This is a genomic window from Arthrobacter sp. D1-29, from assembly GCF_054130585.1.
The window spans coordinates 3,068,320-3,083,699 of the sequence record NZ_CP096383.1 but is presented as its reverse complement, the minus strand read 5'-3'; the positions used below and the strand labels follow the sequence as shown (position 1 = coordinate 3,083,699).

Here is a 15,380-nt window from a genome sequence, read left to right as displayed (position 1 = left end):
AAGCCCGAGATGCCTGCCGCCTACAAGGGCCTGGGCTATCACGAGCTGAACGCGATGCTCAACCTGTATGGCCCTAACGGCGAGATCCAGTTTGAGGCTGACCGCGAAGCTGCGCACCAGTACTTCCTGCAGCACGTGAACAACAACACCGTGTTCTTCCATGACCTGGAGGAGAAGCTCGACTACCTGGTGAAGAACCAGTACTACGAGCGCGAGACCCTCGACCAGTACACGATGAACTTCATCCGTGAGCTTTACAACCGTGCCTACAAGAAGAAGTTCCGTTTCGAGACCTTCCTGGGCGCGTTCAAGTTCTACACGTCCTATACCTTGAAGACTTTCGACGGCAAGCGTTTCCTGGAGCGCTACGAGGACCGCGTCTGCATGGTGGCCCTGCACCTGGCCCGCGGTGACGAGCAGCTTGCCCTGCAGATGGTGGACGAGATCATCGAAGGCCGCTTCCAGCCGGCCACGCCCACCTTCTTGAACGCCGGCAAGAAGCAGCGCGGCGAGCTGGTCTCCTGCTTCCTGCTGCGCATCGAAGACAACATGGAGTCGATCGGGCGTTCCATCAACTCCGCCCTGCAGCTGTCAAAGCGCGGCGGCGGCGTGGCGTTCGCGCTGACCAATATCCGCGAGGTGGGCGCTCCGATCAAGCAGATCGAGAACCAGTCCTCCGGCGTTATCCCCGTGATGAAGCTCCTCGAGGACAGCTTCTCCTACGCCAACCAGCTTGGTGCCCGCCAGGGCGCCGGTGCCGTGTACCTGCACGCGCACCACCCGGACATCTACCGCTTCCTGGACACCAAGCGGGAGAACGCCGACGAGAAGATCCGGATCAAGACCCTCTCACTGGGCGTTGTGATCCCGGACATCACGTTCGAGCTGGCCAAGAAGGACGAGGACATGTACCTGTTCTCGCCGTATGACGTCGAGCGCGTCTACGGCATGCCTTTCTCCGACGTTTCGGTCACCGAGAAGTACTACGAGATGGTGGACGATTCCCGGATCAAGAAGACCAAGATCAAGGCGCGTGAGTTCTTCCAGACCCTCGCCGAGATCCAGTTCGAATCCGGCTACCCGTACATCATGTTCGAGGACACCGTAAACCGGGCCAACCCGATCGACGGCAAGATCATCATGTCCAACCTGTGCTCAGAAATCCTCCAGGTTTCCCAGCCCACCACGTACAACGATGACCTGTCGTACGCAGAGACCGGCAAGGACATCTCCTGCAACCTTGGCTCGCTGAACATCGCCAAGACCATGGACTCGCCTGACTTCGGCCTGACGATCGAGACGGCCATCCGGTCCCTCTCTGCCGTCTCGGACATGTCAAACATCACCTCGGTGCCGTCCATCGCCAAGGGCAACGACCAGAGCCGCGCCATCGGCCTGGGCCAGATGAACCTGCACGGTTACCTTGCACGTGAGCGGGTGCACTACGGGTCCGAAGAAGGCCTGGACTTCACCAACATCTACTTCTACTCGGTGGTTTACCACGCCATCCGCGCCTCCAATAAGCTGGCCATCCAGACCGGGCAGACCTTCGGCGGCTTTGAGAAGTCCAAGTACGCGTCGGGCGAGTTCTTCGACAAGTACACGGAGCAGGAGTGGGTGCCGCAGACCGAGAAGGTCGCGGAGCTGTTCAAGAACATCCACATCCCCACCCAGGATGATTGGCGCGAGCTGAAGGCTTCCGTCATGGAGCACGGCATCTACAACCAGAACCTGCAGGCTGTCCCGCCGACCGGTTCGATCTCCTACATCAACAACTCCACCTCCTCGATCCACCCGGTGGCATCCAAGATCGAGATCCGCAAGGAAGGCAAGCTGGGCCGTGTCTACTACCCGGCGCCGTACCTCACCAACGACAACCTGGAGTACTACCAGGACGCGTATGAGATCGGCTACGAGAAGGTCATTGACACCTACGCCGCTGCCACCCAGCACGTGGACCAGGGCCTGTCCCTGACGCTGTTCTTCAAGGACACCGCCACTACCCGTGACATCAACAAGGCCCAGATCTACGCCTGGCGCAAGGGCATCAAGACCATCTACTACATCCGTCTCCGCCAGCTCGCGCTGGAGGGAACTGAGGTGGAGGGCTGCGTCAGCTGCATGCTTTAATCTTCAACTAAATTGTGCCAATACGACGGCGGGTGCCCGCCCGCCGTCGTACGCTTAACTTCAAAGAACAACCCAACGTTTAGGGGATGACATGACCGAGAAGGTCAAGCTGCTGACGCATGTCGAAGCAATCAACTGGAACCGCATCCAGGACGACAAAGATGTGGACGTCTGGAACCGCCTGGTCAACAACTTCTGGCTGCCGGAGAAGGTGCCGCTGTCCAACGACGTCCAGTCGTGGAACACGCTGACCCCGGCTGAGCAGCAGCTCACCATGCGTGTGTTCACTGGCCTGACACTGCTGGACACCATCCAGGGCACCGTCGGCGCTGTCTCTTTGATCCCCGATGCGCTTACCCCGCACGAGGAAGCCGTCTACACGAACATCGCGTTCATGGAGTCCGTACACGCCAAGAGCTACTCCTCCATCTTCTCCACGCTGGCTTCCACCAAGGAGATCGACGAGGCGTTCCGCTGGTCCACCGAGAACGAGAACCTTCAGAAGAAGGCCCAGATCGTCATGGACTACTACCAGGGCGATGACCCCCTGAAGCGCAAGGTGGCCTCCACCCTGCTGGAGTCCTTCCTGTTCTACTCGGGCTTCTACCTGCCCATGTACTGGTCCTCACGTGCCAAGCTGACGAACACGGCTGACCTGATCCGCCTGATCATCCGCGATGAGGCTGTGCACGGCTACTACATCGGCTACAAGTTCCAGAAGGGCCTCGAAGGCCTGTCTGAGGAGCGCAAGCAGGAGATCAAGGACTACACGTTCGAGCTGCTCTTCGAGCTGTACGAGAACGAAGTCCAGTACACGCATGACCTCTACGACTCCGTTGGCCTGGCCGAGGACGTCAAGAAGTTCCTGCACTACAACGCCAACAAGGCGCTGATGAACCTGGGCTACGAGGCCATGTTCCCGGCATCGGTGACCGACGTGAACCCGGCCATCCTCTCAGCGCTGTCCCCGAACGCCGACGAGAACCACGACTTCTTCTCCGGGTCCGGTTCTTCATACGTGATCGGCAAGGCCGTCAACACTGAAGACGAGGACTGGGACTTCTAGGTCCGTCCTTCCCCTCTCCTTCTTTAGGCTCAGCCCTTCCGCGCATGAACGTGGAGGGGCTGAGCTGTTAAAGTCCTGCGTTCCGCAGTCCGGGTTGCCCCCGCCGGTTGAATGCGGGCGTAGATTTCGCAGGGTCCTAGGTCCTGGCTGTCTTCCGATAAATAGGCCTTTTTAGTAACAAATCGAATTGTGCTAAGAAACCGGTCTGTGAAAGACCACCTTGCCGTAATTCCTCAGAACAGCGGCCAGGGCACCGCCGACATTTCACCGCTGGGAGCCGGGAACCGACCCGCCAAACGCAACCGGGCGCAGCGTGCGGCGACCGACGCAATTTCTTCGGCGCTGAGCAGGTCCGCCAGGTTTCGGCCCAGCTCACCCTCCAGTCCTTCGCTGACACGGTCGAGCCCCTCAAGTTCCTCGACGGTCAGAACGTCTCCCAGCCACCCCCACAGCACCGTGCGCAGCTTGTGGTCGCGGTGAAAGGTAAGCCCATGGTCAACGCCGTGCCGGTGTCCGTCCGTCATGGCAAGGATGTGGTCGCCTTTGCGGTCGGCGTTGTTCACGACGACGTCGAACACCGCCATGCGTCTGAGCGCCGTAGAGTCCTCGTGTATGAGGGCGACCATCCGTCCGTTCTCATCCTGACCCTCGAGGACGTGTTTCCAACCGGTCTCCGGTACGTCGTCCGACGCAATGAGGTCCACCGCGTTCTGGTCGGGGTCTGTCTCCTGCCAGAGCTGCACCATTCCCATGCCGAACGGACCATCGCGCAGCCAGGTGCGTGGCACCACGTTCCAGCCAAGAACCTCCGAGACCAGGTAGGCGGCAACCTCACGGTGTGCAAGGAAGCCGTCGGGAAAGTCCCAAAGCGGTTTTTCCCCAGCTATGGGCTTATAGACGACCGTCGTGTCGCCGATGCTGCCCAGGAAGGTGGCGTTCGACGCCGTCGTGATGCGTCCGGTGAGCGTCAGCTCGGCAGTCAGCAGGTCGGGCGCCGGCATCAGACCTCGGGAAGGGTGCAGACGTGTCCGTCTGGGTCCACCGGGTAACCGCAGAGCGGGCACGCGGGACGCCCAGCGCCCACAACCTCACGCGTGCGCTTAGCAAATGCGCGGGCGGTGCCAACCGGCATCCGCACCAGCAGCATTTCGGGCACATCAGCGTCATCCTCATCAAGCGATTCGTCGTCGTTATCAGCGTCGACTTCGGCGATCGGGTAGGCCTCGATGACGACCTGAGCCGTCGTCGGGTCCCAACGTAAGGTCATGGTCCCGGTTCGAAACTGCTCCTCCACCGCCTCGAGCTGGTCATTGTCGACGAGTTCGATGGGAGTGCTTGTGGGAACGCTGTGAGGGTTTCCCTCGACGCTGAGAAGCCGGTCGAGAATTTCGTCGATTTTATCTGCGAGCAGAGCCGACTGCTGCTTCTCCATGGCAATACTTACGATCTGGGTCCCTGCCCGCACCTGCAGGTAGAACGTACGCGACCCCGGAACGCCGATGGTTCCAACGACGACCCGATCAGGCCAGGCAAATTCATGAACACGTGTAGGCATAAGAGCATTTTAGGCCCGGCCGCTTCACGGTGCCTGTTGCCCTGCACCGCCGCCCACCGGCGCATCGCCGGAGTGGATGGCGTTCGACAGCCAGGACAGATCCCCGGCGTCGGTGTTGGTCGCGTAGACGCTTGGCCGACTGGCGCTGTAGCGCACGATCGATACGGAGGCAGGGCCCACGTTAATGCGCTGGAACAGGTCGAGGTGCATGCCTAGCGCGTCGGCGATGATCGATTTGATGACGTCACCGTGACTCACCGCCATCCATACGGCTCCTGGCCCGTACTCGGCTTCGAAGGCTGCATCATGGCGTCGAATGGCTGCTACCGCCCGGGCCTGCATGGCAGCCATGGATTCACCGCCGGGAAAGATGACGGCGGACGGCTGCGATTGCACAGCCGACCACAGATGTTCGGTTGCGAGGTCACTGAGCGTGCGGCCCTGCCACTGGCCGTAATCGCACTCGGTAAGATCGGGTTCCAACGGCGCATACGGAGTTCCAGCCTGGCGATCGACGATGATCTGGGCGGTCTGCTGACAACGCTCCAGAGGGCTCGATACCACCCCAACTAGGGGAACTGCCGCGACCCGCTCTCCGGTCAAAGCCGCCTGCTCGCGCCCGATCTCGTCCAGACTGACACCGGCGGCTCGACCGGCCAGCAGTCCAGTGGCATTGGCTGTGGTGCGTCCGTGCCGCACGAGAAGAACTGTCGCCATCCACCTAGCCTAACCATCCGCTCGACGGGGTGTTTACCCACCCCTTTGGAAAGTTGCCGCCCACGTCACCACTATCGGTGTATCAACGAGTTGGCCCAACCAAGCAATACTGAAAGACTTTGGAACCCCAGAGGGTGAGGTGAGGGCGAAAGCGGCTCAGGGGTTTTTGAAGCCTGGGTTGTGGACACGGTCGGTGGCCGGTTCGAGTTCCTGGAACAGCGTCACCTGAAGGCCGGCCGGCGCCGAAAGCCGGGAGTTCAACGACCGCCACGGGGTTTCCCGCGGCGTGGCGATTAATTCAGCTCCCGCTTCCACAAGCTCAGTTGTTACAGCCGCTGTGTCCTCCACTTCGAAGGCCACCCGGAGCCTGGCACTGGGCTGGCCATCAGCTTCCACCCGGTCGATGAGTTTTACCTGGGCCGGGTTGGACAGCTCAAGGGTGGCACGCCCGGCATCAAGTATTGTGACCCGCGCGTCGCCCTCTCCTTCATAGGCTTCCTGCTCGGGGAGGCCCAGTACATCGCGATAGAAGATCAGGGCCTCTTCATAGTCCTGGGCCTCCACGACGAGGCGGAGTTGGCGGACGGTGGCCTTAGGGGTATCAGTAGTCATGCTTGTACCGTAAGCCCTAACATCACTCCGATCGGAAGTTGTTGCAGCCAACTTTTCAGAGGTGGCCGGAACATGCTTGTGATGAGACACACGGTCCACAGAGGGCGGATTTGCCCAGGGACGGTCCGCAACCAGCAGTGGCCGGTCGGCCGGCGCGCGTTTCGGGGAAGCTGCAGGTTTATCCATGGCTTCTTCTCGGGTTCGGGTTCTACTGACGTGATCGGCAAAGGTTTTAACACCGAAGATGAGGACCGGGAGTTTCTGGAGTGTTTAGCCGAGGATTTTCTTGACGATGGCCGTATAGCGGGATGCCGAGAGGTCGGCGCTGTCGGGAGCGGTGGTGAACACTGCCGTAAGAGCGACTATCCGGTTGTCTTCGAGGACGTGCAGCATGTGGTTCGCGTCCTCAGCGGTAGGACCGAATTCATAGAACCTTGCCGTGTCGCCAAGTCCGGGAATGTCTCGCCTGGTCCAGCCGGGGATGGAGTCAGGAGCAATTTTCTTATATAAATTGCGCGTGTTTTTCCGCATACCAACTGTGAGAGAGTTCGGGGTGCTCATGGAGTGGTCAACCGTGGCGAAGGAGCAGACGACGCCTTTGACCACGTCCTTTGTCGTGCTTTCAGCGCTGAGGGTGGATTTTCCGATAGCGGCATAAACCTCGGGACCCACGTTAAGTGCAGCGCAGGCTTCGGCCGCAGAGGGATCCACATCAGGTGCTACCGCGTATGCCTTTGACTCCGGGCCAGCAGCAGCGGGGGCCGAGAGGCTTGATTCCGCAGCCGTAGCATCTTGAAAGCCCATCTCGTCGACCGGCCCTGAGCACCCGCTGAGGATAGCCGCGGCCGACATCAAACCGGCCGCACTGATGATTCCACTTCGCATAGTCCCCCAATATTGTCCCTCAGCGTCGAGCATAGTGGCTGGATCGTCTGAAGAGCAGGCCTACAAGTGGTTCCTCAGATGGCCCTGGCGAACACTCCGATGACGGGAGAGTTCATTCCAGAGCACCGGATCTTACTGACTGACCTATGTTGTCGATTCACGCTGGGGCTCCATCCCCCAGGGCGACCACCGTGGAGCCGCCGTCGCCCAATAGCTGTTGCGAAAGTTCCGCTTCAAGTTCGCTGATGCTGGGCAGTGTTGCGGTGAACTCCTCAGACAAAGCCCGCACGATCTCGGACTCCCACTCGGCAATACCAATGGGCTTGGAGAAGCCGCGCAGGGAATACTCTGCCACCACATTGTTCTTGGTTTTGCAGAGCAAAAGCCCGATGGTCGGCTGGTCCTGGGCGTGTGCAAGTAGATCATCAACGGCCGACATATACATGTTGACCTGACCCAGATACTCGGGCTTGAATGCGGTGGCTTTGAGTTCGATCACCACGAAGCAACGCAGCTTGAAGTTGTAGAACAGCAGGTCAGCGAAGAATTCGTCGGCGCCAATGGTCAGCCGCACTTGCCGGCCCACGAACGCGAAGCCTTGGCCCAGTTCCAGCAGGAATTTCTCCACATGCAGAATAAGTCGGCCCTCGAATTCGCGTTCGTTTCGGTTGCCCGTCATGGAGACGAAGTCAAAGACGTATGGGTCCTTGAACGACTGCTGGGCCAGATGAGAGTCCGACGGCGGCAACGTTGACTTAAAGTTGGTAATGGCCTTGCCGGAACGTTCATACAGCCGCGTTTCGATTTGCTGACCCAGAAAGCTGTGGGACCACCCTTCCTCTATGGCGCAGGCCATGTACCAGAGCCTTTCCTCAGGCACGGCCAGCTTCTCCAGCAGCATCACATGGTGGCTCCAGGGCAATGTTGCAGACGCCATCTGCAACATTGCGATGTCCGGCCATGCGCTGGCAAAGGCCTTCATATAGCGAAGATTCCGGGGAGAGAAGCCGCGGGCGTCAGGAAACCTGGCCCGAAGGTCCGCGGACAGCCGGGTGACAACCTTCGAACCCCAGCCTTCTTTCGATTCACGCTCCAGCAGCTCGCGTCCAACGGACCAGTACGAGTGCACGAGCTCCTGGTTGGCCGCCGAAACTGCCCGGTATCGGCCTGAGCTGATCTCCTGGGCAACGGACTGCAATAACTCCGGGTACCAGTCCGGCATTCCGGAAGCCGCTGGCGTTGATTCGAAAGACGCAGGGGAAGACATCGGCGGGTGGGTTCCTTTCGGCGTGGATATTCCACGGGCCAAGGTATCGGCGGGCACAGACAGTAATGATGGAATTGGCTTGTGTTGCGGTGTGGCTCTGGCACTGACTGACGCCCTGCGAAGGGTTTGTCCTGCAAATGATTTGTCCGCCGCGGCACAGGCTGCAGTAACGCGGCGGCCAGGTGGACATGACCTCATAGGAGCCTGCTCGAAGAATCCCATTACTGTCTTGTCTGCCCACCCGGCCGGCGTGCCCTTTTGTTTCCCACCGCATGCAACGGAAGGCTGGGCCAGTTTCATCATGACAAACCCATATCTGAAAGTCATCGCCGGGATCGACACACACGCCGACACCCATTACGTCGCAATCATCGACGAGACCGGCAGACACCTCATGGACAAAGAATTTCCCGCCGTTGGGTCCGGCTACCGGAATATTGTCGAGTTCATTACCGGGTTCGGCCCGGTGGTTGCCGCCGGAGTGGAAGGCACCGGCAGTTACGGCGCCGAACTCGCCCGTGTCCTGACCAGGGAGGGCTTCCGGGTTCTGGAAGTCATGCGCCCGAACCGGCAGGGACGCCGGCTGCGGGGCAAATCGGACGCTCTGGACGCCTACCAGGCGGCAGAAGCCGCGCTGGCCGGCCGGAACGTCGCAACACCCAAATCCCGGGACGGCACGGTGGAATCCCTGCGGGTCCTGCGCGCCGAACGGGCGACGGCCATGCGCGCCAGGGTAGCGGTCATGGCGCAGATCAAAAGCATCCTTACGGCTGCACCCGAGGCGTTACGGGCCAAATACCGGCGGCTGGCCCGCGCCCCGATGATGGCCGCCCTGGAGAAAACCCGGCCGGCCGGAAACATGTCTGACCCGTTGATCACCACCGCGGCCGTGCTTAAACGCCTCGCGATCCGTTACCGCGCCCTGGATCAGGAACTGGCGGTCATTGATGCCGAGTTAGACGCGATCGTGACAACCCACGCGCCGATGCTCCGTGACCTGCACGGGGTCGGCACCGACGTGGCAAGCCAGCTCCTGGTCACCGTGGGCGACAACCCCGGACGGATCGGCACCGAAGCGCAGTTCGCAGCCCTCGTGGGCGTCGCGCCGATCCCCGCGTCCTCGGGAAAGACCATGCGGCACCGGCTCAGCCGTGGCGGCGACCGGCGGGCCAACAAAGCCATCCACCACGTTGCCCTGGTACGGATGATGAGCGACACCCGCACCAAAAATTACGTCGCCAGACGCCGGGCCGAAGGGAAAAGCACCAAGGAAATCATCCGCTGCGTCAAACGCTACATCGCCCGCGAAGTCTACGATCAGCTGATCCATCCACAACCAGCACCAGACGCCGGAGCCCTCCGCACCCTACGCCAAACGAAGAACATCACCCTCCAGGCCGCCGCGGACAGCCTCCATGTCTGGCCCACAGCACTGTCCCGGCTCGAACGCGGACTCACCCGCCACGACGACTTCTACCAACACTACGAAACCTGGCTCAACTCTCAATCCCAAAAACCGCGAAGAGGCACCCGGGAGGTTGCAGGACTGACCGGGCAGTTTGCCTAGCGGCAGGACCAACGGCGTCCCGCCGTCCCTGCCGTAATGACCGGGCCACTAAGGCTCCAAGGTCAAGGGCGGCCGCAGGCCGTCGCACCAGCGATCGCAGACCCTTGACCTTGGAGCCTTAGCCCGGTGATCTGCATGACGCGGGGCGCCGTGCCCATTGACAGCAATAGGAGCATCAGTATTGGGTGCCCCCTCACTCCCGCCAACCACGTCCAGAACCGGATCTAACCAGCCTTTCCCCAGCTTTACCCAAGGATTGGAGCAAGATTCGGACGTTAACACCAGCGACGCCGTCGAACGAGGAGTGACGGACCTAGACTCTCCTCCATGCGACTCCTGGGAATGAAGGGACAATGACTGAAAACCCGCAACCAAAGCTTCTGCGCGGGCGGATTCCCGCGCAGGCCGTGATCGAGGAACTACTGGACCAGCAGGGTCACGTACCGCCCCGCACCACTCTGCAGCGGATCTTTGGCGCCAGTCCGCTCAGCCCGGACACCTGGCCCTGGTACAAGGGAGCGCTGGGAGAAATCGCCGTCGGAAAGATTCTCGAACGGCTGGGTCGGGAGTGGCTGGTTCTGCATGCCGTCCCCGTAGGAACGGGTTCCTCGGACATCGACCACATTCTCGTGGGTCCGGCAGGGGTCTTTACCGTCAACACAAAAAACCACTCCGGCCAGTCCGTTTGGGTGGCCGGGCGGACCTTCATGGTGGCAGGCCAGAAGACGCGGCACCTCTATAACGCGGAGCATGAAGCCGAGCGCGCGTCCAGGCTGCTCAGCACTGCAGTGGGCACCGCCGTCGACGTCGTTGGAATTGTTGTGGTCGTGAACCCAAAGAGCCTGACCGTCAAAACGCGGCCGAAGCAGGTGGCCGTACTTACCGACACCCAGCTGCTGGGCTGGCTCAACCGGTGCAGGCGCGAGCTTCCCCCGGAAGAGGTGGCCCAGATAGCCTCCGCGGCAGTGCTGCCCGGGACGTGGCACCGGAAGCCCGCCCCGCAGGACGATCGGAGAGTTCTGGAACAGAACTTCGAGGCACTCCGGCAGCGAGTGAACCAGGCCCGACGGCGGCGGGCTGCCTGGGTGCTGGGCGTTCCGGCAGCCGGATTCGTGATGCTGGCCAACGGCACCCAGACGCTTTCAGCGATTCTGCATTCGCTGGGCGGACGGTAAGAGGTTGGGTGGCAGAGGGATCTGTCAGGCCTGAGGCCCGCTCCTGCCTTAACCCACAAGCCGTAGCGGCCTTTCGCCTAGGCGGACTGTGATTTCCTGCCCCCATGAAGCGCTGAGGCGGTCATCTTCCATGCCGTCGCCGAACACCACAAGCTGATCGGACGCCACGGTAATCCGGAGAGCTTCGCCGGCCTGCAGCACACCCTCGGTCAGCGACGTGCCACTGATGGGGGAGGGCCAGGCCTCGCGCACGAACCACGCGAGCCGGGGGTCCGTAGGAGCCGGCAGGGCACGTCCTCCACGCTCGACGGCGATGGATGCGCACCATCCGGTGGCGCCTGTGCCGGTGGAGACAATCAGCCCGGACGAGGACTGCCGTTCCGTCTGGCCGTGATGGGTGGTGAGTTGGTACCGGGCCGACTGGTGGGAGGCGTGCCCGATGAAGACCTCGTTCAGGGCTGAGAGTTCCTGCCCGTCGTCGAGGACTGCTGTCACGGTGGCGAGTTCGGCACAGTTCCATGGCACCGGGTCCGCTCTGGCAGCTTTGTTCAGCAGCTTTGCCGCTGCAGCCGGCGTGTGCCGGACCAGGATGCCGGGATTTGCTCCCGGCTCGGGATCAATGCCGATGACTGGCTGGCCGTTGAGGTACTTCGCCGCGTTTGCCACCAGTCCGTCCTGACCCACCACGGCGACGATGTCTTCCGGCGTCAGCAGGAACCGGCTCAGGTCCGAGCGCTCTACCTCGGCTTGGCGCCACTCCGATGGAATCGCGGCCCTTACCGTGGCCAGGGCTGCGGTGATCCGATCGTGGCGCTCCTGGACATCCTGCAGGCTGCGGCCCCGGGTGCGGAGGAAGAATTCTGCCTGGCCCCGGGTGGCGTGCCGATCCAGAAGTTCCTGGAGCTCGGTCCGCCGGTGGACGATGACTAAACGCGGTTTTGCCATGACGGGATCCTACTTGCGGGTGCTGCGGGTGCTACCGGCGCTGCCAGCGGCCAGAGGGCCTGCAGCAACAGGGGCGGGGCCGCCGGCTGGTTCCCGGAAAAGCCCGGCCAGCGCACCGCTCAGCAAATCCGGAGTGATGGTGAGATTGCCGATGTTCGGCAGCGATCCCGCCGCCTCCCGCAGTGCCAAAGCCAGCAGCGTAGCCTGCTCCATGCCCCGGTAAACCTCCATAGTGGCGGCCTCACGGGCCGCGGCTGCATCGCCCACTAGCCGGATCTGGTTTGCTTCCGCGTCTGCGCTGATGCCTTGCCGCTCGGCCAAAGCGTGCGTGTCTATCAGTCCTGCCGCAGCCTTTTCCTCTGCCGCACGCCGGGCATTGGCGCCTTCCTGGGCCACCAGGTGCTCCCGGCGGATGGCCAGTTCGATCTGGCTGGCCATCTCGTTCTCGGAAATGGTCCGTTCACGTTCGACGGCGACAGCGCGGCGTTCGTAGACGGCGCGGTCTGCTTCCGCTTGGAGCTGTTCGCGGACTGGCGTCTGAAGCGCTCTTTCGACGTCCGACTCGGGCCTGACCGCCAGAACCTGGACTCCAAGGATTTCGATGCCGGTGGACAGGAGCCGGGTGTCCGCCCGCAGGGCCTCGGAAAGCACCGTGCGCAGTTGGCTGACCCCACGCTCCAGGGCCTCCGCGAGCGTGGTGGTGGCAATCTGGTCGATGGCGTGGCTTTGACACAGCTGGCCGATGATGGTGGCCACCTGTTCCCTCCCGGTAGCCAGCCCAGCGCCAGCTGGCTGCAGGCCGAAGTCGAGCCGGCTGGACACAGCCACCGGATCTATGAAGCGGTAGGTCACGTTCGCCTGAATGCTGACGTCCTGGTGGTCCCGGGTAATGGCGTGGAAGAGGGTGGGCAGTTCCTGATCATCGACGGGAATCTCGCTCAGTACGGAGTTCGCGGGCCGGTACCAGAAAGCCTGCCCGACTCCCTGGTGCCGGACGGAGCCCTTCTGAAGGTGGACAACGTAGCCGGTGGGGCTGCCAAGGAAATGGTTGATCCAGGGGTAGCGCTTGATGTGGGCCATGACTTCTCCTGAGATGTATTGTCGTCACTTTGACGATAATACAAGAATAGCCATGACGGCGATTTATTGTCAAGGTGACGATAACTTCCTAGGATGAGCTCATGGCTGAACACCGTCCTTCGGACCCCGCACTCTTCCCGGTCACTGTCGACGTCGTCGCCCTCACCGTGGCCGATAACACGCTCAAGGTCCTGCTTATTACCCGGCTTATTGAGCCCTTCCGCGGCAGGCTCGCCTTCCCTGGCGGCTTTGTGCTTGCCGGTGAGGATCTGCCAACCGCAGCCGCCCGCGAATTGGCGGAGGAAACAGGCGTCGAACAGGTCCCTGGGCATTTGGAACAGCTGGGGAGCTACGGGCCCAAGGGGCGCGACCCCCGGGGTGATGTGCTAACAGTGGCTCATTTACTGCTCGCTCCGAACTTCCCGGTGCTGTCTGCCGGAAGCGACGCCGAGCATGCGGCTTGGTATCCTGTCAGCCGCGTCCTGGACGGCGACCTGAAGCTGGCCTTCGACCATGAACGAATCCTCGCTGACGCCGTAGAACGGGCCAAGTCAAAGCTCGAATACTCACCGTTGGCGGCCGTCTTTTGCGGTGAAGAATTCACCGTCGCCCAGCTGAGGGCCGTTTATGAGGCCGTGTGGGGCAGCCGGCTGGATCCCAGGAACTTCCATCGCAAAGCCACGGGGACGCCTGGTTTTCTGGAGGATACCGGGCGGATGACCACGGGCGACGCCGGCCGTCCTGCTGCGCTTTTCCGTCTGGCCGCGCCGTCCCGGCCAGCTGCAGGGCAGCCAACGCGCGCCGTTCTCAACCCGCCCCTCATGCGGCCGCGTGACTGAAGCCCGCCAGGAATTAACGAGAACAGCCCCCGCTCGCGAATGATGCGTGCGGGGGCTGTCCTCGTTGATTGGGACTGTCTGTTGGTTTGGTGGCCTGTCCGGATGCCTGCGTTGCTCAGTACCAGTTGTTGGCGGCGCGGAACTCAAGGGCTTTTGCGGGAGAGCCGTGGCGCTGTTTGATGTAGCTCAAGCCTCTGTCCACCTGGCTTGGCCGCCACTTGGTTGACGTGTCCCAGAGGGTATTGAGGGCATTCATCTGTTCCGGACCCCACCCATACGATGCCAGGCGGCCGCTGGCGTAGGAGCGGGTGTCCACTGCTTCTTCTGCCGCGCCGTCATCGGCTGCGGATGGCACGGCGGTTGCAGTCGGGGAGGGAGCCGCAGATGCCGTCGTTGGGGCGGGTGCAGCGGTGGTGGCCGGAGCCGGTGTGGCGGGTGCTGGAACTGCCGGGGCTGGCGCCGGTGATGCGGGTAGTGCAGTCGTCGCCGGGGCCGGTGTGCCCGCCGGCGCCTGCGCTGCCGGTGGTGCGGCGGGGGTCGTCGGTGCCATGGCCGGGGGCTGAAGGTTCACGGACGGGCCTGCTGACGGTGGAACTGCGGCGGGGGAAGCAGCTGCAATGCCCGCCAGGGTGGGCGCGTCAACCGGCATGGGAAGGTCGGCGACGGTTGGCAGCGAGGAGGCGAGAGAATCGCCGGCCGCCGGAACATCATCCGTGCCGGGGGTAGTCTTCGCGGGCCCAGTGCCCGCTATGCCTGGGGGAGTGGAGCTGCTCGGCGCATGGGTGGTGCGTCCGTTCACGTAAGTAGGCCGCGATCCCATGGTGGCTCGGGTTGCGTCCTTTCCAGCCGGGGCATCCTGGGCGGACGCCTCCTTGCCGAAAAAGGGCAGTTCGGTGGCTTGGCTGGCCGTACCAACGGCAAGCACCACGGCCAGGGCGCCGGTAACGACTGCCATCCGGTGGCCCATAACCCGAACCGAAGCAGCTTTCCTCAGGATGGCCTGGGGATCGGAACTGAAGGCGGCAGCTCTCTGCGGGGTCAGTGCCGGGGCCGACCCGTCCTTAGCGGCTGCACCAGATGCAACGTCCTCGGGCTTCCCAGTACCCTCGCGTCGGGCCCTCCCACGCCGGAGCGTCGTGGGAGCAGCCGTGGGAGCAGCAGTGGCCGGCGGTGCAGCCATGGCTGCGGGTGCCGCAGTGAGTCCGCTTTCCGGAACGGGACTCGCGGACACTACGACGGGAAATGCTTCGGTTGCCGGAGGTGCTGCCTCCACCCTGGGCGCTGCTGGGGGTGCTGATTCCTGTGCTGAGGGCTGTACCGATTCCGGTGCCGATTCCGGCGTGGGCGGCACCTCGAAGGCCGGGCGCCTGTCCCTGCTTCGTCGCAGTGCCCCGGATGCCGGTCCCGCGGGGGAGGACCCGGCGTCTGGCTTTTCCGCTTGGGAACTCGTTGGGGTGAGTGGAGTGGTGATGGCGTGCGCAGCGTCTGCGCGGTGTCGCCCGGCCCGAAAAGGGCGCGACTGATCCAGCGAACGGGACATGA

15 protein-coding genes are annotated in these 15,380 nt (G+C 62.5%); 6 read left to right on the top strand and 9 right to left on the bottom strand.

Annotated elements, in window-relative coordinates; all coding sequences use genetic code 11:
• Positions 1-9 precede the first annotated feature (9 nt).
• Entirely contained in the window at positions 10-2,130 is a 2,121-nt protein-coding gene (gene nrdE, locus M1E17_RS13905; protein WP_457967754.1) for a class 1b ribonucleoside-diphosphate reductase subunit alpha, read from the top strand.
• Between the two features lie 91 nt (positions 2,131-2,221).
• Complete coding sequence (gene nrdF, locus M1E17_RS13900; protein ID WP_267275341.1) at positions 2,222-3,196, top strand: class 1b ribonucleoside-diphosphate reductase subunit beta; 975 nt, start codon at positions 2,222-2,224, stop codon at positions 3,194-3,196.
• 233 nt (positions 3,197-3,429) lie between these two features.
• Here the strand turns inward: nrdF and M1E17_RS13895 are convergent, their stop codons facing one another.
• From M1E17_RS13895 to M1E17_RS13870, 6 genes are all read right to left on the bottom strand, one after another.
• Positions 3,430-4,197: an SCO1664 family protein gene (locus M1E17_RS13895; protein ID WP_457962608.1), complete on the bottom strand. Its 768-nt coding sequence runs from the start codon at positions 4,195-4,197 to the stop codon at positions 3,430-3,432.
• On the bottom strand, positions 4,197-4,751 hold the full coding sequence (locus M1E17_RS13890) for a DUF3090 domain-containing protein (protein WP_457962607.1): 555 nt from the start codon (positions 4,749-4,751) through the stop codon (positions 4,197-4,199). The genes M1E17_RS13895 and M1E17_RS13890 overlap by 1 nt, the downstream gene beginning before the upstream one ends.
• Before the next feature lie 24 nt (positions 4,752-4,775).
• Complete coding sequence (locus M1E17_RS13885) at positions 4,776-5,468, bottom strand: MSMEG_4193 family putative phosphomutase (protein ID WP_457962606.1); 693 nt, start codon at positions 5,466-5,468, stop codon at positions 4,776-4,778.
• Positions 5,469-5,624: 156 nt separating this feature from the next.
• Positions 5,625-6,080: a VOC family protein gene (locus tag M1E17_RS13880; RefSeq protein WP_457962605.1), complete on the bottom strand. Its 456-nt coding sequence runs from the start codon at positions 6,078-6,080 to the stop codon at positions 5,625-5,627.
• A gap of 270 nt (positions 6,081-6,350) precedes the next feature.
• Positions 6,351-6,965, bottom strand: a complete 615-nt coding sequence (locus tag M1E17_RS13875) for a hypothetical protein (RefSeq protein ID WP_457962604.1) — start codon at positions 6,963-6,965, stop codon at positions 6,351-6,353.
• 157 nt (positions 6,966-7,122) lie between these two features.
• Positions 7,123-8,187: a PDDEXK nuclease domain-containing protein gene (locus M1E17_RS13870; RefSeq protein ID WP_457967752.1), complete on the bottom strand. Its 1,065-nt coding sequence runs from the start codon at positions 8,185-8,187 to the stop codon at positions 7,123-7,125.
• A 346-nt stretch (positions 8,188-8,533) separates the two neighbouring features.
• On the opposite strand from M1E17_RS13870, the gene M1E17_RS13865 reads away from it, so the two are divergent.
• A complete protein-coding gene (locus tag M1E17_RS13865; RefSeq protein ID WP_457962603.1) occupies positions 8,534-9,799 on the top strand; it encodes an IS110 family RNA-guided transposase in 1,266 nt (421 codons plus the stop codon).
• Between the two features lie 353 nt (positions 9,800-10,152).
• A complete protein-coding gene (locus M1E17_RS13860) occupies positions 10,153-10,974 on the top strand; it encodes a nuclease-related domain-containing protein (RefSeq protein ID WP_457962602.1) in 822 nt (273 codons plus the stop codon).
• Between the two features lie 48 nt (positions 10,975-11,022).
• Here M1E17_RS13860 and M1E17_RS13855 read toward each other — a convergent pair whose 3' ends face one another.
• Positions 11,023-11,919: a hypothetical protein gene (locus tag M1E17_RS13855; protein WP_457962601.1), complete on the bottom strand. Its 897-nt coding sequence runs from the start codon at positions 11,917-11,919 to the stop codon at positions 11,023-11,025.
• A 9-nt stretch (positions 11,920-11,928) separates the two neighbouring features.
• The gene (locus tag M1E17_RS13850; RefSeq protein ID WP_457962600.1) at positions 11,929-12,999 is read right to left on the bottom strand and encodes an SPFH domain-containing protein; all 1,071 of its coding nucleotides are present in this window, start codon (positions 12,997-12,999) and stop codon (positions 11,929-11,931) included.
• A 101-nt stretch (positions 13,000-13,100) separates the two neighbouring features.
• Here M1E17_RS13850 and M1E17_RS13845 point away from each other — a divergent pair, with 101 nt between their 5' ends.
• Entirely contained in the window at positions 13,101-13,838 is a 738-nt protein-coding gene (locus tag M1E17_RS13845; protein ID WP_457962599.1) for an NUDIX hydrolase, read from the top strand.
• Between the two features lie 115 nt (positions 13,839-13,953).
• On the opposite strand, the gene M1E17_RS13840 is transcribed toward M1E17_RS13845, so the two are convergent.
• Entirely contained in the window at positions 13,954-14,793 is an 840-nt protein-coding gene (locus tag M1E17_RS13840; RefSeq protein ID WP_457962598.1) for a hypothetical protein, read from the bottom strand.
• A gap of 193 nt (positions 14,794-14,986) precedes the next feature.
• Between M1E17_RS13840 and M1E17_RS13835 the strand changes: the two genes are divergently transcribed.
• Positions 14,987-15,361 (top strand): hypothetical protein, encoded by a 375-nt coding sequence (locus M1E17_RS13835; protein ID WP_457962597.1) that lies wholly within the window; start codon positions 14,987-14,989, stop codon positions 15,359-15,361.
• The last annotated feature ends 19 nt before the right edge of the window (positions 15,362-15,380 follow it).

What these genes read in the sequence shown, in the direction of transcription:
- M1E17_RS13870 (WP_457967752.1), bottom strand. Translation starts at nt 8,187, where the DNA reads ATGCCGGACTGGTACCCGGAGTTATTGCAGTCCGTTGCCCAGGAGATC.
- M1E17_RS13850 (WP_457962600.1), bottom strand. Translation starts at nt 12,999, where the DNA reads ATGGCCCACATCAAGCGCTACCCCTGGATCAACCATTTCCTTGGCAGC.
- M1E17_RS13890 (WP_457962607.1), bottom strand. Translation starts at nt 4,751, where the DNA reads ATGCCTACACGTGTTCATGAATTTGCCTGGCCTGATCGGGTCGTCGTT.
- nrdF (WP_267275341.1), top strand. Translation starts at nt 2,222, where the DNA reads ATGACCGAGAAGGTCAAGCTGCTGACGCATGTCGAAGCAATCAACTGG.
- M1E17_RS13865 (WP_457962603.1), top strand. Translation starts at nt 8,534, where the DNA reads ATGACAAACCCATATCTGAAAGTCATCGCCGGGATCGACACACACGCC.
- M1E17_RS13855 (WP_457962601.1), bottom strand. Translation starts at nt 11,919, where the DNA reads ATGGCAAAACCGCGTTTAGTCATCGTCCACCGGCGGACCGAGCTCCAG.
- M1E17_RS13880 (WP_457962605.1), bottom strand. Translation starts at nt 6,080, where the DNA reads ATGACTACTGATACCCCTAAGGCCACCGTCCGCCAACTCCGCCTCGTC.
- M1E17_RS13875 (WP_457962604.1), bottom strand. Translation starts at nt 6,965, where the DNA reads ATGCGAAGTGGAATCATCAGTGCGGCCGGTTTGATGTCGGCCGCGGCT.
- M1E17_RS13895 (WP_457962608.1), bottom strand. Translation starts at nt 4,197, where the DNA reads ATGCCGGCGCCCGACCTGCTGACTGCCGAGCTGACGCTCACCGGACGC.
- M1E17_RS13840 (WP_457962598.1), bottom strand. Translation starts at nt 14,793, where the DNA reads ATGGCAGTCGTTACCGGCGCCCTGGCCGTGGTGCTTGCCGTTGGTACG.
- M1E17_RS13885 (WP_457962606.1), bottom strand. Translation starts at nt 5,468, where the DNA reads ATGGCGACAGTTCTTCTCGTGCGGCACGGACGCACCACAGCCAATGCC.
- M1E17_RS13860 (WP_457962602.1), top strand. Translation starts at nt 10,153, where the DNA reads ATGACTGAAAACCCGCAACCAAAGCTTCTGCGCGGGCGGATTCCCGCG.
- nrdE (WP_457967754.1), top strand. Translation starts at nt 10, where the DNA reads ATGCCTGCCGCCTACAAGGGCCTGGGCTATCACGAGCTGAACGCGATG.
- M1E17_RS13845 (WP_457962599.1), top strand. Translation starts at nt 13,101, where the DNA reads ATGGCTGAACACCGTCCTTCGGACCCCGCACTCTTCCCGGTCACTGTC.